Below are 18,792 nucleotides of genomic sequence, written 5' to 3'. Positions count from 1 at the left end.
GGTGAGGGCCGGAGTCTCAACGAAGCGAAACCGTTGGTATGCCAGCATTCACCAGCAGCATCAGTTCGCCCCAAGCTTCGCCAGCGCGTCCCCAGTCACCCGACAAATGCGCCAATCCGGCAACACATCCGCCCCCATCGCCTGATAGAACTCAATCGACGGCTGGTTCCAGTCCAGCACCGACCATTCGAACCGCCCGCAGCCGCGCTCCACCGCCAGCGCCGCCAGATGCTTGAGCAACGCCTTGCCCAGCCCATGGCCGCGCCAGGCCGGATCGACATACAGGTCTTCCAGATACAGCCCGGGCTTGGCCAGGAAGGTCGAGAAATTATGGAAAAAGAGGGCAAAGCCCACCGCCTGGCGCCCGCCATCGGCATCGACTTCCACCAGCACGGCCTCGGCATGCGGCGTGGCGCCGAACAGCGCGTCCTGGATCTTCTGCGGCGTGGCTTCGACGATATGGGTCAGCTTCTCGTACTCGGCCAGCGCCAGGATCAGGTTGAACAGCGTTTCGCTGTCGGCGGCGGTGGCGGGGCGGATGGTGAAGGCGGGCTTGGACATGTTCGGGTTTGCGAGGCAGTGAACAGACCGCGATTATCGCCTGAGCATCACTTGCCTTGCATCCCCGTCAATGGAAGTCCGCCAGCCTGCGCACCTGGTCGACATAGCCCGGTGCCAGGCAATCCACCACCAGCCGCTCGGGCGTGCTGCGCAGCCACGTCAGTTGCCGCTTGCATAGCTGGCGCGTGGCGGCGATGCCGCGCTCGCGCATCGTCGCAAGATCCGTTTCGCCCTCGAGGTATTCCCACACCTGCCGGTAACCGACGCAGCGGATCGACGGCAACCCCGGATGCAGGTCGCCGCGGGCGCGCAGGCGCTCGACTTCTTCGATCAAGCCGTTGGCCAGCATCGCGTCGTAGCGCTGGGCGATACGCGCATGCAGCACCAGCCGGTCCGACGGCTCCAGCGCGATCACGCGATAGCGCTGGTCGGCAGTGCCGGCAAAGGTGCGGCCCTCGGCCTGGCGTGCCAGCAGCGCCGACATCGGCTGCCCGGACAGGCGGTGAATCTCCAGCGCGCGCTGGATCCGTTGCGCGTCGTTGGGCGCGAGCCGTGCCGCGGTGACCGGATCGACCTCGGCCAGCATCGCATGCAGCGCCGGCCAGCCGCGCTCGGCGGCAAGCTGGTCCAGCTCGGCGCGCAGCGGGGCATCGGCCTGCGGCAGGTCGTTCAGACCCTGCGTCAGCGCCTTGTAGTACAGCATGGTGCCGCCCACGATCAGCGGCACATGACCGCGCCCGCGGATCTCGCCGATCAGTCGCTCGGCATCGGTGACGAACTGCGCCGCGGAATAGCTGTCGGCGGGGTCGATGATGTCGATCAGGTGGTGCGGCGCGCTGTCCAGCTCTTCGCGCGTGGGCTTGGCGGTGCCGATATCCATCTCGCGGTACACCAGCGCCGAGTCCAGGCTGATGATCTCTACCGGCGCGTCGGCGGCCAGCGCCAGCGCGGCCGCGGTCTTGCCGGAGGCGGTGGGGCCGAGCAGGCAGACCACGGGCGGATGCGTGGCGGAATCGTGGGGTGCGGCGGACATCAGAAAATCTTGTGTTGACTGGCTTATTGCCCGCGCAGGAACAACCGGTCCAGCTCGGTCACGGTCAGTTGCACCCAGGTCGGGCGGCCGTGGTTGCACTGGTCGGCGCGCTCGGTCTGCTCCATCTGGCGCAGCAGCGCGTTCATTTCCTCGACGGTCAGCTTGCGGTTGGCGCGCACCGCGCTGTGGCACGCGAGCGTCGCCAGCAGCTCGTTGCGGCGCTCGGCCAGCACGCGCGAGCCGCCGTAGGCATGCAGGTCGCGCAGCACGTCGCGCGCCAGCGCCTCGGCATCGGCCTGCTGCAGCAGCGCCGGCACCGCGCGCACCGCCAGCGTGGTAGGCGACACCGGCGCGATATCGAAGCCGAGCAGCGTCAGCGTCTCCTGGTGCTCCTCGGCGACGCCAATCTCCACCGGGTTGGCCGGCAGCGTGACCGGGATCAGCAGCGGCTGCACCGCCAGGTCGCGCGCGTCGAGGCCGGCCTTGATCCGCTCGTACAGGATGCGTTCGTGCGCGGCGTGCATGTCCACCAGCACCAGCCCGCGCGCATTCTGCGCCAGCACGTAGATGCCGTGGAGCTGGGCGATGGCGTAGCCGAGCGGGTGGTCGTCGGGGGTGTCGGCGGCATTGTCCAGGGCAGGGCGCGTGGCCGCCGGCAGCCGGTCCAGCAGGCCCGGCGGATCGTCGGCACGCGCGGCCTGCGCATCGGCCAGCCACGCCGGCGGTTGTGCCGAAGCGCCGGCGAACCCGCCATAGGGCCGCGGGGCCGGCGCGGTGGCGTCGCGCACCATGCCGAGGTAGGCCTGGCGCGGCTGGGCGATGCCGAGCTCGGTCTGGCGCGCCGCCGAATAGTTGATCCATTGGGGGCCGCCACCGGCTGGGCGTGGTGAGCCGGCGGGCGGCACGCTGAGCCCGCCACCATCGCCATCGCCATCGGCGGTATGCAGGCTGTCGCCGTTCTCGCCGGCCTGCCGGGCCAGGCAGCGCTGCACTGCATGGTAGACAAACTGGTGCACCGCGCGCGATTCGCGGAAGCGCACTTCGATCTTGGACGGGTGCACGTTGACGTCGACCATCTCCGGTGGCAGGTCCAGGCACAGCACGTACGACGGGAAGCGGTCGCCGTGCAGCACGTCCTGGTAGGCGCTGCGCACCGCATGGTTGAGCAGCTTGTCGCGCACGAAGCGGCCGTTGACGAAGAAATACTGCTGGTCCGGCCGCCCGCGCGACGCGGTGGGCAGCCCGGCAAAGCCGTACAGGTGCAGCGTGTCGGCCTCTTCGTCCAGCGGCAGCCGGGCGCGGGCGAAGTCGCTGCCCAGCACCTGGGCGGTACGGTTCGCGACATCGCCGGCATTCCAGTGCTCGAGCGGCTTGCCGTTGTGGTGGACCGAAACCGTCACGTCAGGCCGCGCCAGCGCCACGCGCCGGACCATCTCCAGGCAATGTCCCAGCTCGGTTTGTTCCGATTTGAGGAACTTTCGCCGCGCTGGCGTGTTGAAGTAGAGGTGCTGCACGTCGACCGTGGTGCCGACCCCGCCGGAAGCGGGCTGCACGGTGCCGGTATCGGCGCTCACCTGGGTGGCATGGGCATCGGCCGCGGTCCGGCTGGTCAGCGCAAGCTGCGACACCGACGCGATCGAGGCCAGGGCCTCGCCGCGGAAGCCTAGCGTCAGCACCGATTCCAGTTCGTCGAGCGAGGCAATCTTGCTGGTGGCGTGGCGCATCAGTGCCACCGGCAACTCGGCGGCAGGGATGCCGCAGCCGTTGTCCGTGATGACGATGCGCCGCACGCCGCCTTCCTCCAGCCGGATGCCGAGCTGCGTGGCGCCGGCGTCCAGCGCGTTCTCCAGCAACTCCTTGACCACCGAGGCCGGCCGCTCCACCACTTCGCCGGCGGCGATCTGGCTGATAAGCTGGTCCGGCAGCGGCCGGATCGGACGGGGCTGCTGGGTGGTGCGTGAAGTGGCTTGGAGCGGGGTACGGGCGGCGGCGTCTGGCATGCGGCGAATTATACGTGGCCGCCCGCGCAGAGACGGCGGCCCTGGACGGCCGCAGGTGGCGCGCAGTGTGGCAGATTGTCACGGCAGCTCTTGTATGATTCAGGCACAGCCGGCTCGGGCCGAATCACGAACACATAACGGGGAACGACTTGGATCTCGCTTTGCAGCTCATCGACATGCTGGTGCATGTCGACAAATACCTCGGCACGTTTATCGACCAGTATGGCCACTGGGTCTACGCCATCCTGTTCCTGATCGTGTTTGCCGAAACCGGGTTGGTGGTCGTGCCGTTCCTGCCCGGCGATTCGCTGCTGTTTATCGCGGGTGCGTTCTGCGCCACCGGGGCGATGAACGAATGGGTGCTGATCGGCCTGCTGCTGACGGCCGCGATCTCGGGCAATACCGTCAACTACATGGTGGGGAGCTGGATCGGGCCCAAGGTATTCGATCACCAGTGGCGCTTCCTGGACCAGGACGCGCTGCGCCGTACCCACGACTTCTATGAGCGGCACGGCGGCAAGACGCTGGTGATGGCGCGCTTCGTGCCGATCGTGCGCACGTTTGCGCCGTTCGTGGCGGGCGTGTCGCAGATGACCTTCGCGCGTTTCCAGATGTTCAATGTGGTCGGCGCCGTGGCCTGGGTGGTCGGCCTGGTCTTTGCCGGCTACTTCTTCGGCAACCTGCCGTTCATCAAGCAGTACCTGAACCTGATCGTGCTGGCCGGCATCGGCGCGGCGGTGGTGCCGCTGGTGCTGGGCGGGCTGTGGAAGCTGGTGCGCGGCAACCGCCGCCGGCCCACGCGCGTGGAGCGCTGAAGCTTCTCGCGTTCGCTGGCAGCCTCTTCAGTTGAGGCTGCGGCTCATCATCCGCAGCGCCGGCATGCGTTCGCGGATCTGCACGATATCGGCGGCATCGGGCCGCGCCTGGACATAGGCTTCCAGGTCGGCCAGCGCAGGCCGGAAGCACTCCAGGTTGGCATACGCCAGCCCGCGGTCGCGCACTTCCTCGATCGATCCGGGCAGCAGGATCACCAGCCGGTTCTGCACCGCCAGCAGCCGCTGCCAGCGCGACTCCTGCAGGTAGATCGCCTTCAGGTTGCGCAGCATGCGCGCGATGATCTCGCGATGGCTGGCCGCGCGCAGGAACAATCCCAGCGGCACCTGGCTGGCATCGCTGATGCCTTCGCGCTCCAGGTACGGATCCAGCATTTCCTGCAGTTGTTCCTTCGACAGCGTTTCGCCGGTGAGCGGGTCCAGCACCACTTCGCCGGCCGGGATCGTCATGCGCAGCAGGAAATGGTTGGGGAAGGACACGCCCTTGAGCGGCAGCCCGATCTGCTGGCCGAGCTCCATGTACAACACCGCGAGCGAGATCGGGATGCCGCGCCGCTGGCGCAGCACCACGTTCAGGTAAGAGTTGTCGGGATCGTAATAGTCGTTCGCGTTGGGGCCGAAGCCCAGGTCGCGATAGAAGAAATGATTGAGCAGCCGCAGCCGCTGGATCGCGGGCGTGCCTTCGGCGATCCGGCGTTTCAGGCGCAGTGCCAGCACGTCCAGCGCCGCCAGCTCGGCCTGCAGGTCCAGGTCGGGGTAGGCGTCCTGCGCGATGGAGAGCGCGGTTTCAGTCAGCGGGATACCGTTTTCGTCGGCCACGAGGCTGGCGAAGTAATCCAGGACTTTGGTGGAAGTCATATCGGTTTCCCGGTGCAGCCGGGGGCGCCGCGGACAGCGAGGGGGTGACTATCCTCGGTTGCCTGCACTAACTGGCGCGCCGCTTGAAGGCTGAGAAGCGTAGTCCCATGAGCCACAGTGTACCGAAGTAGACCACCGCTGCAAGTACCAGGCACGAAGCGAGCAGCGCGATGCGCAGCAGCGGCGTGCTGCCCAGCCCGATCCAGTCGAAGTTGCGCGCCAGCCAGAGCAGCATGCCCGACAGCAGCAGCACCGAAGTGGTCAGTTGCGCCAGGAACAGCCACCAGCCCGGTGCCGGCTTGTACAGGCCACGCCGGCGCAGGCCGAGGAACAGCAGCAGCGCATTGATGGTAGCGCCCGCGCTGATCGACAGCGCCAGCCCGGCATGGCTGATCCACGGCACGAACACCACGTTGCAGGCCTGCGTGATCACCAGCACCACCAGTGCGATCTTGACCGGCGTGCGGATGTCCTGGCGCGCATAGAAGCCCGGCGCGAGGATCTTGATGGCGATCAGCCCGACCAGCCCGGCGCCATACGACACCAGCGCCTGGCGCGTCATCTCGACCGCGTGCGCGTCGAACTTGCCGTAGTTGAACAGCACCGCTGTCACGGGCGCGCCGAACACGAACAGCCCGACCGCGCAGGGCACCGCCAGCAGGAACGTCAGCCGCAGGCCCCAGTCGAGCAGGCCGGAGTACTCGGCATGGTCGCCGCTGCTGTTGGCCTTGGACAGGCTTGGCAGCAGGATCGTGCCGAGCGCCACGCCCAGCAGCGCGGTCGGAAACTCCATCAGGCGGTCGGCATAGGTCAGGTACGAAACGCTGCCCGCAGCGAGCCGCGACGCGATATTGGTATTGATGATCTGGCTGATCTGCGCCACCGACACCGCCAGCAGCGCGGGCCCCATCTGCCGCAGGATGCGGCGCACGCCGGCATCGGACCACGCCGCGCGCAGGTTGAAGCGGATGCGCGGCATCACGCCCAGGCGCCGCAGCGCGGGCACCTGGATCGCAAGCTGCAGCACGCCGCCGATCAGCACGCCCCACGCCTGCGCATAGATCGGCTGGTCCATATGCGGGCCGACGAACAGCGCGGCGACGATCAGGCACAGGTTCAGCAGCACCGGCGTGAAGGCCGGCACGGCGAACTTGCGCCAGGTATTGAGAATGCCCGAGGCCAGCGCCACCAGCGAGATCAGGCCGATATAGGGGAACATCACCCGCGTCATGAAGACCGCGGCGGTATAGGTCTCGCTCTGCCCGCGAAAGCCCGTGGCCACCACCGTCATCACCAGCGGCGCGCCGATCACGCCCAGCAGCGACACGGCCATCAGCACCCAGGTCATCACCGTGGCGACGGCGTCGATCAGCGCCTTGGTCGGCGCCTCGCCGCGCTTGGCGTGGTATTCGCCCAGGATCGGCACGAAGGCCTGCGAGAACGCGCCTTCGCCGAAGATGCGGCGCAGCAGGTTGGGGATGCGGAAGGCTACGTTGAACGCGTCGGTCATCTCCGACGCGCCGAAGGCGCGGGCGATCAGGATCTCGCGCACGAGGCCGGTGATGCGCGAGAGCATCGTCAGGCTGCTGATGGTGGCGAGCGCTTTGAGCAGGTTCAAGGTGAGGGTCGGTGCGGGGCGGTGGATCGGTGCGATGGCCCCGAGGCGCCCTTGAGGCAGCGCGTGGGGCAGGGCGGCGGCACGCCGCATGCCGGGCGACCGGCACGCCTCTCAGACGCGGGCCGGACGGCAAAGTTGCCGGCGCGCCACGCGCACCGGCGCAATGTGGCGCATATTATACGGACCGGGCCGGCCCCCGCCCGGCCTGAGGGGGCAACTGAGGCGGCGAAGTCCCTGCGGTGTTGCGCCGCGCGTCGGCATCTGTGTATAATTGCCGATTCACAAGGACAGTTGCGTTCCGGATTCGTGTGTCAGTGCATCCCGGGTCGCTCGATATGACTTAATTGTTGTGTCCCCCGCGGCACGCATCTGAATTCAGGATATTTTCGAAATGGCAAATTCCGCACAAGCTCGCAAGCGCGCCCGCCAGGCCGTTGCCCAGAACGCTCACAACTCCAGCCTGCGCTCGCGTCTGCGCACCGCCGTCAAGGCCGTCCGCAAGGCCATCGACGCCGGCGACAAGGCTGCCGCAGCCGAGATCTTCAAGAACTCGCAAGCCGTGATCGACAGCATCGCCGACAAGAAGATCGTGCACAAGAACAAGGCCGCACGTCACAAGTCGCGCCTGTCGGCTGCCATCAAGGCCATGGCTGCCTGATCGTGCTTCGGGCCGCCACGGCGGTCCGGCACCGGCGGATGCCCAGGCATCCGTCAATAAAAAAAGCTCGTCATCCGACGAGCTTTTTTTTCGTCCTGTCGTTGCGCTGCTGACTTATTCCAGCGAGCAGGCCTCGACCATCTGCAGGTTGTTGTCGCGCGCGAAGTTCAGCACGAAGTCCAGTGCCTTGGGCTCGATGTCGCGCAGCCGCGCGTCCACCACCACGCATTTGACGTTGCCCGCGAAGATCGGGCGCACGTAAGGCGAGTAGGTCAGGCGCGGATCGCCGCTGTCGCCCTCGGGGCGGAACTGCGCCATCACGCCGCACAGTCGTTCAGCCCAGTCGCTCGGGCGGAAGGTCTTGCCTTCCTTGGTGATGCCTTGGATAAAGTATTCGCGAACGTTGGGGTTCATGAGGCTGGACACTGCGGGTGGGGCTGGATGACTCGACGGTAAACCCGCTGCACGGGCGCCCGTTTGACGCGGCCGGCGCGCGTTTGGTTCGCGCATTTTCCGGCCGGGAAGGCGGGGCGTCGGTGTCTGGCGGGGGCACTTTTGATGCCGGCGGCGGGCAGCGGCAACGGTATGCCGGGCCCCGCGTGAATCAGCGGGTATTATATCTTATATAAGACTTGCGCATAAGGGCGAAATCCTGTCAGGAAGCTGTCAAGGCAGCGGCGCGCGCGCCGGGGCCGGGTTGTTCCGGGCTCGCCAAAGCAGGAATAATCCCTTATGATTCTTGCAGTTAAATTGCGTATGCGACGCGAAAAGGCGGCTCCGCGGCGCGCTTGGGTCATGAACACTTCATGACGGCGCGTCCCCACCGAGCCGCCTTCTTTGTTTTATGAGCTCAACCCCGATCAAGCATTACCTCCAGTTCAGCGACTTCACTCCCGACGAGTACGAGTACCTGCTGGACCGCGCACGGATCCTGAAGGCCAAGTTCAAGAACTACGAGACCTGGCACCCGCTGCACGACCGCACGCTGGCCATGATCTTCGAGAAGAATTCGACGCGTACGCGCCTGTCGTTCGAAGCCGGCATCCACCAGCTCGGCGGCCACGCGGTGTTCCTGAATACCCGCGATTCGCAGCTGGGCCGCGGCGAGCCGATCGAGGATGCGGCGCAGGTGATCTCGCGCATGGTCGACATCATCATGATCCGCACCTTCGGCCAGGACATCATCGACCGCTTTGCCGCACATTCGCGCGTGCCGGTGATCAACGGGCTGACCAACGAATACCACCCGTGCCAGGTGCTGGCCGACATCTTCACGTACATCGAGCAGCGCGGCAGCATCCGCGGCAAGACCGTGGCGTGGATCGGCGATGCCAACAACATGGCCTACACCTGGATCCAGGCGGCCGAGCGGCTGGGCTTCACCTTCCATTTCTCGGCGCCGCCGGGCTACCAGCTCGATGCGGCCATGGTGCCGGCGTCCGCCGCCGGCATGGTCAAGGTCTTCGACGACCCGCTCGCCGCCTGCCAGGGCGCGACCCTGGTCACCACCGATGTCTGGACCAGCATGGGCTTCGAGGCCGAGAACGAGACCCGCAAGCGTGCCTTCCAGGACTGGATGGTCACCACCGCGATGATGGACCGCGCCGAGCCGGATGCGCTGTTCATGCACTGCCTGCCGGCGCACCGCGGCGAGGAAGTCGAGGCGGCCGTGATCGACGGTGCCAAGAGCGTGGTCTGGGACGAGGCGGAAAACCGCCTGCACGTGCAGAAGGCGCTGATGGAATATCTTCTCTGCGGCCGCTACTGAGCGCGCGCGGAGTGAACAGGGGAGGGGCCGCGATGGCCCCTCTTTTTACGTCTTTCGCAAGACAATCAAGGAGATGGAAGTGAGCCAGTTCGACAACGTGTCGGTCGTCAAGAAAGCCAACCTGTATTTCGACGGCAAGTGCGTGAGCCACACCGTGCTGTTCCCGGACGGCACCCGCAAGACCCTGGGCGTGATCTTCCCGGCCACGCTGACCTTCAATACCGGCGCGCCGGAAATCATGGAAATCAACGCCGGTACCTGCCGCGTGCGCCTGGCCGGTTCGGAAGCGTGGCAGACCTACGGCGCCGGCGAGCAGTTCAGCGTGCCGGGCGACAGCAGCTTCGATATCGAGGTGCAGGACACGCTGGACTACGTCTGCCACTTTGGCTGAAACACGGCTGAGCGCGGCTGGTTACCAAAGCGGCAGCGCTCAGAGCACCACCGGCTCGGGCTCGATGCGCACGCCGAAGCGCGATTCGACGGTATCGGCAATGCGGTTGGCCAGCGCCAGCAGCATCGCGCCGGTGCCGCCGCCATGGTGCACCAGCACCAGCGCCTGCTTGCCATAGACGCCTACCGGGCCGTCACTGACGCCCTTGAAGCCGCAACGGTCGATCAGCCAGCCGGCGGCGAGCTTGTACGAGCCGTCCAGCTGCGCATAGCTGACCAGGTCCGGATGGGCCTGCAGCAGCGCGTCGCGCTGTGCCGCGCTGACCAGCGGATTCTTGAAGAAGCTGCCGGCGTTGCCGACGTGCGCCGGGTCGGGCAGCTTGCGCGAGCGGATGGCGACCACGGCGTCGCGGATCGCCGCCGCAGCGGGGGCGGCCTGGGCGTCGAGTTCGCGCGCCAGTTCTCCGTACGACAACACCGGCTGCCACGCCCTGGGCAGGCGCAGCGTCACCGCCGTGATGATGTAGCGGCCGGCGCCGGCACGCTTGAACAGGCTGTCGCGGTAGCCGAAACCGCACGCCCGCAGGTCCAGCCACACGAATGCGCCGGTGTGGCGGTCATAGGCGCGCACGCCTTCGAAGCGCTCGCGCAGCTCGACCCCGTAGGCGCCGATGTTCTGGATCGGCGCGGCGCCCGCGGTGCCGGGAATCAGCGCCAGGTTTTCCAGGCCGGGCATGCCGTCGGCGATAGTGCGGTTGACCAGCGCGTTCCAGTTCTCGCCCGCGCCGGCGGTGACCAGCCAGGCGTCGTCGGCGTCTTCCTGCTGGTAGCCGGGGATTTCCATCAGCAGCACCAGCGCCTCGAGATCGCGCGTCAGCACCACGTTGCTGCCACCGCCCAGCACCACCAGCGGCAGGCCGGCGGCGCGCGGATCGGCCAGTGCCTCCGTCAGGTCGGCCTCGCTGCGCACATACACCGCAAAGCGTGCGCGCGCGTCGAATCCGAATGTATTGTGACGACGCAGGGGATAGAATTCGTGGAAATCTGCCATGCAAGAGGAAAGGTGACGCGGCCGCCGCTGGTTGGCAAGCGACCCGGAACTGCGAGGTAGGCTGGATTATACGGAAGTGCGCAGTGCCGCCAGTGGCGGCGCCAGGCTTCCGGGCATACGGATCACAAGGAGAATGCAATGCCGTCGTTTGACGTAGTGTGCGAAGCGAACATGGTCGAGGTGAAGAACGCCGTCGAGCAGGCCAACAAGGAAATCTCGACGCGCTTCGATTTCAAGGGCTCCGACGCCCGGGTCGAGCACAAGGAAAATGAACTGACTGCCTTTGCCGACGACGATTTCAAGCTGGACCAGGTCAAGGATGTGCTGATCAGCAAGATGGCCAAGCGCAATGTGGATGTGCGCTTCCTGGACTATGGCAAGACCGACAAGATCAGTGGCGACAAGGTCAAGCAGGTCATCACGATCAAGAAGGGCGTGACCGGCGACCTGGCCAAGAAGATCGTGCGCATGATCAAGGACAGCAAGATCAAGGTGCAGGCCAGCATCCAGGGCGACGCGGTGCGCGTGTCGGGCACCAAGCGCGACGACCTGCAGAACGTGATCGCGATGCTGCGCAAGGACGTGTCCGAAGCGCCGCTGGACTTCAATAATTTCCGCGACTGAGTCGCGTGACGCTGATGCCGGCACCCGCGCCGGCATCGCTCACTGGCGTGGCTGCGGCAGCCCGCTGATCTTCGCGCCGGCCTTGAGGCCCTTCTGCGCAAACCATCCCTTGTTCATCTCCAGCGCATAGCGGATCGCCGCCTTCGGGCAGTGGTTGTTCTCGCTGCGCGGTGCCATGTCCTCGATATTGACAATGGTGCCGTCGTCGGCCAGGAAGGCGATCGACAGCGGCAGCTCGGTATTGCGCATCCAGAAGCAGTGGCCCGCCTTCTGTTCGAATACGAACAGCATGCCGGCGTTGGGCGCCATGCTCTTGCGGTACATCAGCCCCTGCTCGCGCGCAGCCGGCGTGGCGGCAACCTCGGCCTGGATCGCATACATGCCGGCGGTGAGCGGCACCACCGGCAGCGCGGCCTGCGCGTGGGCGATGCCCGCGGTCAGCGCGGCGATCATGCCGGCAACAGGTAAGCAGCGTGACAACAGCGTGTTGGACAGGAAGGACATGGTGTTCGGTCTGAAAGAGCGCGGGCAGCCGCAAGCATAGCGCAGGCGGGGCGCGCCGTTGTGCGGGGGCGTTACGCCAGCCGGGGCCCACAAACTCAGGCAACAAAAAAGGCAGGCGCACGGTGGTGGCCTGCCTTTTCTTCTCCTGCCGCGCGCAATACCGGGCAGGGCGGGGCGCAGCTTACTGCGCGGCCGGGGCCGAAGCGGCGGCCTTCTTCTTGGTGTGCTTCTTGTGGGAGGTCTTCTTCTTGGCGGCCTTCGGCGCTTCCTTGGTGGCCGCGGGCGCTGCGTCGGCAGCAGCAGGAGCCGAAGCCTGGGCGAAAGCGCCGGTGGCGAACAGGCCAACAACCAGGGCAGCGATCAGTTTTTTCATGGCGAATTACCTCGAAGGATAAGAACAGTCGGAAGGTGTGACGCGTGATTGGACGTGTCCCCCACAAGAACGAGGCCGCAGCGGGCATCGTTGACCCGCCATTTGTTAGTTTTTGTAACGTGGACGCCGCTTGGCGCCGTTCGCCTGTCTGGGGTTGGATACATGGCTGCGCCGCGCAGGCTCTGGCCGGGAACGGGAAACCGGCGCCGCGGGCGCAGCCACCAGCCCCAGCTGATCCGGCGAAATTTCGCAGGTGGCGCCCGGCGCCAGTGCGAGTTCGCGCAGATCGAGCGGGCCGATGCCGACCCGCACCAGCCGCAGCGTGGGGAAGCCCACCGCCGCGGTCATGCGGCGCACCTGCCGGTTCTTGCCCTCGCGGATCTTCAGCTCCAGCCACGAGGTCGGGATCGCCGCGCGAAAACGCACCGGCGGATGGCGCGGCCACAGCCAGTCCGGCGTCTCGATGGCCCGCACCCTGGCCGGCTGCGTCACGAAATCGCCAAGATCCACGCCGGCGCGCAGCCGGGCGAGGGCGGCCGCGTCCGGTATGCCTTCTACCTGCGCCAGGTAGGTCTTCTCCAGCTTGTGCCGCGGGTCGGCAATGCGGGCCTGCAGCGCGCCGTCGTCGGTCAGCAGCAACAGGCCTTCGCTGTCGGCGTCGAGCCGCCCGGCCGGGTAGACGCCCGGCACGGTCACGCACGCGGCCAGCGTCGGGCGCGTCGGGTGTTCGGAAAACTGGCTCATGGTGCCGAACGGCTTGTTCAGGGCGATCAGGGTCATGGGGCGCAAGTATGCCGCAGCCGCCGCGCCTGGACAGCCCGCCTTCGGGCCGCCCCGGATTGGCGGATGATGAAAAATTGCTGCATAATACGAAATTAGTCTTGTGTCTTATATAAGACTGAAGTCAGATTGAAATGGCGCTGGCAGGTGACGCAATGCAGCACGTCGGCGCGGCGATGCCCGCTACAATGCCAAGCGCCATCTCCCCGAATCTCGCCGCCCGGCCACGCACCGGCGGCAGTCACAACCGTTCCGTACTGGAGACGTCATGTACCAACACATCAAGGTTCCGGCCGGCGAAAAGATCACGGTCAACCAGGACTTTTCGCTGAATGTCCCGGACAATCCGATCATTCCCTACATCGAAGGCGACGGTACCGGTGTCGATATCACCCCGGTGATGATCAAGGTGGTCGACGCGGCCGTGGCCAAGGCCTACGCCGGCAAGCGCAAGATCGCCTGGATGGAGATCTACGCCGGCGAGAAGTCGACCAAGGTCTACGGCCCGGATGTATGGCTGCCGGACGAAACCCTGGACGTGCTCAAGGAATATGTGGTCTCGATCAAGGGCCCGCTGACCACGCCGGTGGGCGGCGGCATCCGTTCCCTGAACGTGGCGCTGCGCCAGCAGCTCGACCTGTACGTCTGCCTGCGCCCGGTGCGCTACTTCAAGGGTGTGCCCTCGCCGGTGCGTGAGCCGGAAAAGACCGATATGGTGATCTTCCGCGAGAACTCGGAAGACATCTACGCCGGCATCGAATGGGCGGCGGAAAGCGAACAGGCGAAGAAGCTCATCAAGTTCCTGCAGGACGAGATGGGCGTGAAGAAGATCCGCTTCCCGGCGACTTCGGGCATCGGCGTCAAGCCCGTCTCGCGCGAAGGCACCGAGCGCCTGGTGCGCAAGGCGATCCAGTACGCCATCGACAACGACAAGCCGTCGGTGACGCTGGTGCACAAGGGCAACATCATGAAGTTCACCGAAGGTGGCTTCCGTGACTGGGGCTACGAGCTGGCGCAAAAGGAATTCGGTGCCGAGCTGGTCGATGGCGGCCCGTGGTGCAAGTTCAAGAACCCGAAGACCGGCAAGGACATCGTGGTCAAGGACGCCATTGCCGACGCGTTCCTGCAGCAGATCCTGCTGCGTCCGGCGGAGTATTCGGTAATCGCGACGCTGAACCTGAACGGCGACTACGTTTCCGACGCGCTCGCCGCGCAGGTTGGCGGCATCGGCATCGCGCCGGGAGCGAACATGTCCGACTCGGTGGCGATGTTCGAAGCCACCCACGGCACCGCGCCCAAGTACGCCGGCAAGGACTACGTCAACCCCGGCTCGGAAATCCTGTCGGCCGAAATGATGCTGCGCCACATGGGCTGGACCGAGGCGGCCGACCTGATCATCGCTTCGATGGAAAAGTCGATCCTGTCCAAAAAGGTCACCTATGATTTCGCCCGCCTGCTGGAAGGCGCGACGCAGGTCTCGTGCTCGGGCTTCGGCCAGGTGATGATCGACAATATGTAAGCACGGACTCCCGCTGCGGCGGGCATCCTGCCACGGAACGCCCCGTTGCCTGCTGGCCGGCAGCGGGGTTTTTTCTTGCGCCGGGCGCCGCGCTTGCCTAGAACGTCAGGGATTGGACTGACGGGCCGGCGGCCCGAGGAGACTGGCATGGACGATCCCTTCCGCCGCACCGCCTTCGGCGCGGCCCTCTTCTACAAGGACCCGCTGGCGGCGCTGGACTGGCTGGAACGCGCCTTCGGCTTCGAGCGGGTCATGGTGATCCGCGACCAGCAGGAGCAGCTGGTGCATTCGGAAATGCGGTTCGGCGACAGCTACCTGATGGTGGGTAGCGAGTGGGCGGACTTTACCGCCAGCCCGGCCTCGGTAGGGGGCAAGAACACCCAGACCGTGCACGTGCACCTGAAGGACGGCCTGGACGAGCATTGCGAGCGCGCCCGCGCCGCCGGTGCGGCGATCGTGCGCGAGCCGCAGGACGAGTTCTATGGCGACCGGTCGTACACGGCCAAAGACCCGGAGGGCCATGTCTGGACCTTCGGCCAGACGGTGCGCAAGGTCAGCAAGGAAGAGGCCGAGCAGGCCAGCGGGCTGAAGATCGACGGCTGGGCCTGACAGACCGAAACCGCAAGCGCAGAAACCGGAAAGCCCGGCACAAGGCCGGGCTTTCCGTTGGATGCGGTGCGTGCAGCTGATGCGCGCCGGCGCCCGCCACGCCGCCTGAGGCGGCTCGGCGGGCGCCGGCGGCGATCCCGTCCCGGGGGAGCTCCCCCCCGCACCCTCGTTGACCGCTCAGGCTCTGCCGGCCGGGATGCGGTCGCGGCGCGCTTTAGCTGGCGTCCTGGATGTTGGTGGCTTGCTTGCCCTTGGGGCCCTGGACCACCTCGAACGAGACGCGTTGGCCTTCCTTCAGCGTCTTGAAGCCGGACATCTGGATAGCCGAAAAGTGCGCAAACAGTTCTTCTTCGCCTTCGTCCGGCTTGATGAACCCGAAGCCCTTGGCGTCATTGAACCATTTGACAATACCGCTTGCCATATACTCCCCCAACGAAATAGCAGATTTCAAAGCGGGGAAGCACGACAGCCAGATGACACGGACTGCGGCGCCATGGCCGTCCGCGTGCTGAAGTGCGGCCGGCGATGACGCGCGGCGGGGTGAAATCGCGTGACGGCCAGTCTCTGTGCTGACTCGCCGCCGCGGGGCCGTGGGCCTCCCTGCTCACGGATCACCCGCCTTTGGTTATTGCTTTGGCTCGCTGGCCGCCGGCAGGTGTGTGATCGATTCTTCTGGCAAAGCAGAATACTGTCAAGCTGGCGGAATCCCCACTGCGTGCAGGGTGTGGCGGGAACAGGACGGCGGCTGGTGGTACCTTGGCGACTGGCGCCACGCAAGCCGCCCGGGCTGTCCCGCCCGTATCCGTGACGTGCTTTTCCCTGCCTCCGGCGGGAATACCCGCGTCATTCAACCATCGGAAACTGGTGACCCGGCCTCTTGAATCCGGCGCCTTTTCCCCAAATTGCAGAGTTGCGAGTAAGGGTTAGAATAAAGCCATGGCTACACGGCTTGCGAATGTCCCACAACGCGAAGCGGGCACCATCCTGGAGCGTAAAGAGCAGGCGCTCAAACCGCCTGCCATGTTCAAGGTGGTGCTGCTTAATGACGACTACACTCCGATGGAGTTTGTAGTGATGATCCTGCAGCAGTATTTCAGCAGGGACCGGGAAACGGCGACGCAGATCATGCTCACCGTGCACCGGGAAGGAAAGGGCGTCTGCGGTATCTACACCAGGGATATTGCGGCGACAAAGGTCGAGCTGGTGTCAACGCACGCGCGGCAGGCGGGGCATCCCCTGCAGTGCGTGATGGAGGAAGCATGATTGCGCAAGAATTGGAAGTGAGCCTGCATATGGCATTTGTCGAAGCCAGGCAGGCACGCCACGAGTTCATAACCGTGGAGCACCTGCTGCTGGCATTGCTCGACAATCCCACGGCAGCTGAAGTCTTGCGCGCCTGCGCGGCCAATATCGAGGACCTGCGCACCAGCCTTAAGAACTTCATTGCGGACAACACACCCGTGGTCCCGGGTACCGACGAAGTCGATACCCAGCCCACGCTCGGGTTCCAGCGCGTGATCCAGCGCGCGATCATGCACGTCCAGTCGACTTCCAACGGCAAGAAGGAAGTGACGGGTGCCAACGTGCTGGTCGCCATCTTCGGCGAGAAGGATTCGCACGCGGTCTACTACCTGCAGCAGCAGGGCGTGACGCGGCTGGACGTGGTCAATTTCATCAGCCACGGTATCCGCAAGGACCAGTCCGAGCCCGCCAAGCATGGCGATGCCGCGGGCGAGGGCGAGGGCGGCGATGGCAAGGAAAGCCCGCTCGAGCAATACACCCAGAACCTGAACGCGCTGGCCAAGGCCGGCAAGATCGACCCGCTAATCGGCCGCGAGAGCGAAGTCGAACGCGTGGTGCAGGTGCTGTGCCGCCGGCGCAAGAACAACCCGCTGCTGGTGGGCGAGGCCGGCGTCGGCAAGACCGCGATCGCCGAGGGCCTGGCGTGGCGCATCACCAAGAACGAGGTGCCGGACATCCTGGAAAAGGCGACTGTCTACTCGCTCGACATGGGCGCGCTGCTGGCCGGCACCAAGTACCGCGGTGACTTCGAGCAGCGCCTGAAGGGCGTGCTGAAGTCGCTCAAGGACAATCCGAACGCGATCCTGTTTATCGACGAGATCCACACGCTGATCGGCGCGGGTGCCGCCTCGGGCGGGACGCTGGACGCCAGCAACCTGCTCAAGCCGGCGCTGTCGTCGGGCCAGCTCAAGTGCATCGGCGCGACCACCTTTACCGAATACCGCGGCATCTTCGAGAAGGACGCGGCGCTGTCGCGGCGCTTCCAGAAGATCGATGTGGTGGAGCCGTCGGTCGACCAGACCGTGCAGATTCTGCGTGGCCTGAAGTCGCGCTTCGAGGAACACCACGGCGTCAAGTATGCGTCGTCGGCGCTGACCGCGGCGGCCGAGCTGTCGGCCCGCTTCATCACCGACCGCCACCTGCCGGACAAGGCGATCGACGTGATCGATGAAGCCGGCGCGGCGCAGCGCATCCTGCCGAAGTCCAAGCAGAAGAAGACCATCGGCAAGGGCGAGATCGAGGACATCGTCTCGCGCATCGCGCGCATCCCGCCGCAGAGCGTGAACCAGGACGACCGCAGCAAGCTGCAGACGCTGGAACGCGACCTGAAGTCGGTGGTGTTCGGCCAGGACCCGGCCATCGAGGCGCTGGCCTCGGCGATCAAGATGTCGCGTGCCGGCCTGGGCAAGACCGACAAGCCGATCGGCTCGTTCCTGTTCTCGGGCCCCACGGGCGTGGGCAAGACCGAGGTCGCCAAGCAGCTGGCCTTCATCATGGGCATCGAGCTGCTGCGCTTCGACATGTCCGAGTATATGGAGCGCCACGCGGTGAGCCGCCTGATCGGCGCGCCGCCGGGTTATGTCGGCTTTGACCAGGGCGGCCTGCTGACCGAGGCCGTCACCAAGAAGCCGCACTGCGTGCTGCTGCTGGATGAAATCGAGAAGGCGCACCCGGATATCTTCAATATCCTGCTGCAGGTGATGGACCATGGTTCGCTGACCGACAACAACGGCCGGCGCGCCGACTTCCGCAACGTGATCATCATCATGACCACCAATGCGGGGGCGGAAACCATGAACCGCGCCACCATCGGCTTCACCAGCTCGCGCGAGCAGGGCGACGAGATGGCGGATATCAAGCGTATGTTCACGCCGGAGTTCCGCAACCGGCTGGATGCCACCATCAGCTTCCGCTCGCTGGACGAGGAGATCATCCTGCGCGTGGTCGACAAGTTCCTGATGCAGCTCGAAGAGCAGCTGCACGAGAAGAAGGTGGAAGCCAGCTTCAGCGAGAAGCTGCGCAAGTTCCTCGCGCACAAGGGCTTCGACCCGCTGATGGGTGCGCGACCGATGCAGCGCCTGATCCAGGACATGATCCGCAAGGCGCTGGCCGACGAGCTGCTGTTCGGGAGGCTGGTATCGGGCGGCAAGGTGGTGGTCGATCTGGACGAGCAAGACCAGATCAAGCTCGATTTCTCCGAGATCGAGCCGGAACCGCCCGAGGCGCCGGAAGAGCAGCGCGCCGAAGCCTGAGCGCCGGTCGATTGGTCGCGTTGCCTGCAACGTGGCTGATCATCGGGCAAAATACGGGG

20 protein-coding genes are annotated in these 18,792 nt (G+C 65.8%); 9 read left to right on the top strand and 11 right to left on the bottom strand.

The genetic code is table 11. The features are described from left to right. Positions 1-60: 60 nt before the first annotated feature. From AB1I47_RS02530 to mutL, 3 genes are all read right to left on the bottom strand, one after another. Complete coding sequence (locus AB1I47_RS02530; protein ID WP_354682200.1) at positions 61-561, bottom strand: GNAT family N-acetyltransferase; 501 nt, start codon at positions 559-561, stop codon at positions 61-63. Positions 562-628: 67 nt separating this feature from the next. Continuing rightward, positions 629-1,594 carry a tRNA (adenosine(37)-N6)-dimethylallyltransferase MiaA gene (gene miaA / locus AB1I47_RS02525; protein ID WP_354682199.1) on the bottom strand — a complete coding sequence of 322 codons (966 nt, stop codon included), beginning with the start codon at positions 1,592-1,594 and terminating at the stop codon, positions 629-631. 23 nt (positions 1,595-1,617) lie between these two features. Continuing rightward, complete coding sequence (gene mutL / locus AB1I47_RS02520) at positions 1,618-3,594, bottom strand: DNA mismatch repair endonuclease MutL (protein WP_354682198.1); 1,977 nt, start codon at positions 3,592-3,594, stop codon at positions 1,618-1,620. Between the two features lie 161 nt (positions 3,595-3,755). Here mutL and AB1I47_RS02515 point away from each other — a divergent pair, with 161 nt between their 5' ends. Next, positions 3,756-4,409, top strand: a complete 654-nt coding sequence (locus tag AB1I47_RS02515; protein WP_354682209.1) for a VTT domain-containing protein — start codon at positions 3,756-3,758, stop codon at positions 4,407-4,409. A gap of 27 nt (positions 4,410-4,436) precedes the next feature. Here the strand turns inward: AB1I47_RS02515 and AB1I47_RS02510 are convergent, their stop codons facing one another. Beyond that, on the bottom strand, positions 4,437-5,285 hold the full coding sequence (locus AB1I47_RS02510; protein WP_354682197.1) for a SirB1 family protein: 849 nt from the start codon (positions 5,283-5,285) through the stop codon (positions 4,437-4,439). A gap of 67 nt (positions 5,286-5,352) precedes the next feature. Beyond that, positions 5,353-6,903: a murein biosynthesis integral membrane protein MurJ gene (murJ, locus tag AB1I47_RS02505; protein ID WP_354682196.1), complete on the bottom strand. Its 1,551-nt coding sequence runs from the start codon at positions 6,901-6,903 to the stop codon at positions 5,353-5,355. 391 nt (positions 6,904-7,294) lie between these two features. Here murJ and rpsT point away from each other — a divergent pair, with 391 nt between their 5' ends. Beyond that, positions 7,295-7,561, top strand: coding sequence for a 30S ribosomal protein S20 (gene rpsT, locus AB1I47_RS02500; RefSeq protein WP_006579059.1), 267 nt, complete (start codon positions 7,295-7,297; stop codon positions 7,559-7,561). A gap of 114 nt (positions 7,562-7,675) precedes the next feature. Here rpsT and AB1I47_RS02495 read toward each other — a convergent pair whose 3' ends face one another. Next, on the bottom strand, positions 7,676-7,975 hold the full coding sequence (locus tag AB1I47_RS02495; protein ID WP_354682195.1) for a DUF3579 domain-containing protein: 300 nt from the start codon (positions 7,973-7,975) through the stop codon (positions 7,676-7,678). Positions 7,976-8,405: 430 nt separating this feature from the next. Between AB1I47_RS02495 and argF the strand changes: the two genes are divergently transcribed. Then, entirely contained in the window at positions 8,406-9,329 is a 924-nt protein-coding gene (argF, locus tag AB1I47_RS02490) for an ornithine carbamoyltransferase (protein ID WP_354682194.1), read from the top strand. Between the two features lie 79 nt (positions 9,330-9,408). Next, the gene (gene ppnP, locus AB1I47_RS02485) at positions 9,409-9,720 is read left to right on the top strand and encodes a pyrimidine/purine nucleoside phosphorylase (protein WP_354682193.1); all 312 of its coding nucleotides are present in this window, start codon (positions 9,409-9,411) and stop codon (positions 9,718-9,720) included. Between the two features lie 39 nt (positions 9,721-9,759). On the opposite strand, the gene murB is transcribed toward ppnP, so the two are convergent. Beyond that, entirely contained in the window at positions 9,760-10,770 is a 1,011-nt protein-coding gene (gene murB, locus AB1I47_RS02480; protein WP_354682192.1) for a UDP-N-acetylmuramate dehydrogenase, read from the bottom strand. A 138-nt stretch (positions 10,771-10,908) separates the two neighbouring features. Here murB and AB1I47_RS02475 point away from each other — a divergent pair, with 138 nt between their 5' ends. Next, entirely contained in the window at positions 10,909-11,394 is a 486-nt protein-coding gene (locus AB1I47_RS02475) for a YajQ family cyclic di-GMP-binding protein (protein ID WP_354682191.1), read from the top strand. A 39-nt stretch (positions 11,395-11,433) separates the two neighbouring features. On the opposite strand, the gene AB1I47_RS02470 is transcribed toward AB1I47_RS02475, so the two are convergent. The 3 genes from AB1I47_RS02470 to AB1I47_RS02460 form a co-directional block, all read right to left on the bottom strand. Then, on the bottom strand, positions 11,434-11,898 hold the full coding sequence (locus tag AB1I47_RS02470; RefSeq protein ID WP_354682190.1) for a DUF192 domain-containing protein: 465 nt from the start codon (positions 11,896-11,898) through the stop codon (positions 11,434-11,436). A gap of 181 nt (positions 11,899-12,079) precedes the next feature. Next, the gene (locus AB1I47_RS02465) at positions 12,080-12,271 is read right to left on the bottom strand and encodes a hypothetical protein (RefSeq protein WP_354682189.1); all 192 of its coding nucleotides are present in this window, start codon (positions 12,269-12,271) and stop codon (positions 12,080-12,082) included. Positions 12,272-12,376: 105 nt separating this feature from the next. Then, positions 12,377-13,051, bottom strand: a complete 675-nt coding sequence (locus AB1I47_RS02460) for a pseudouridine synthase (protein ID WP_354682188.1) — start codon at positions 13,049-13,051, stop codon at positions 12,377-12,379. 268 nt (positions 13,052-13,319) lie between these two features. On the opposite strand from AB1I47_RS02460, the gene icd reads away from it, so the two are divergent. After that, positions 13,320-14,570, top strand: a complete 1,251-nt coding sequence (gene icd, locus AB1I47_RS02455; protein WP_354682187.1) for an NADP-dependent isocitrate dehydrogenase — start codon at positions 13,320-13,322, stop codon at positions 14,568-14,570. Positions 14,571-14,717: 147 nt separating this feature from the next. Then, a complete protein-coding gene (locus tag AB1I47_RS02450) occupies positions 14,718-15,179 on the top strand; it encodes a VOC family protein (RefSeq protein ID WP_354682186.1) in 462 nt (153 codons plus the stop codon). Between the two features lie 214 nt (positions 15,180-15,393). On the opposite strand, the gene AB1I47_RS02445 is transcribed toward AB1I47_RS02450, so the two are convergent. Then, positions 15,394-15,600 carry a cold-shock protein gene (locus AB1I47_RS02445; protein ID WP_010814999.1) on the bottom strand — a complete coding sequence of 69 codons (207 nt, stop codon included), beginning with the start codon at positions 15,598-15,600 and terminating at the stop codon, positions 15,394-15,396. A gap of 515 nt (positions 15,601-16,115) precedes the next feature. Between AB1I47_RS02445 and clpS the strand changes: the two genes are divergently transcribed. Together clpS and clpA are read left to right on the top strand one after the other, a co-directional pair. Then, a complete protein-coding gene (gene clpS, locus AB1I47_RS02440; protein WP_010814998.1) occupies positions 16,116-16,442 on the top strand; it encodes an ATP-dependent Clp protease adapter ClpS in 327 nt (108 codons plus the stop codon). Then, entirely contained in the window at positions 16,439-18,733 is a 2,295-nt protein-coding gene (gene clpA, locus AB1I47_RS02435; protein ID WP_012353756.1) for an ATP-dependent Clp protease ATP-binding subunit ClpA, read from the top strand. The genes clpS and clpA overlap by 4 nt, the downstream gene beginning before the upstream one ends. The last annotated feature ends 59 nt before the right edge of the window (positions 18,734-18,792 follow it).

The sequence above is a fragment of the Cupriavidus necator genome (assembly GCF_040578825.1).
Lineage (GTDB): Bacteria > Pseudomonadota > Gammaproteobacteria > Burkholderiales > Burkholderiaceae > Cupriavidus > Cupriavidus necator_E.
The sequence above is the reverse complement of the archived record's forward strand: the minus strand, read 5'-3'. Positions and strand labels throughout refer to the sequence as shown.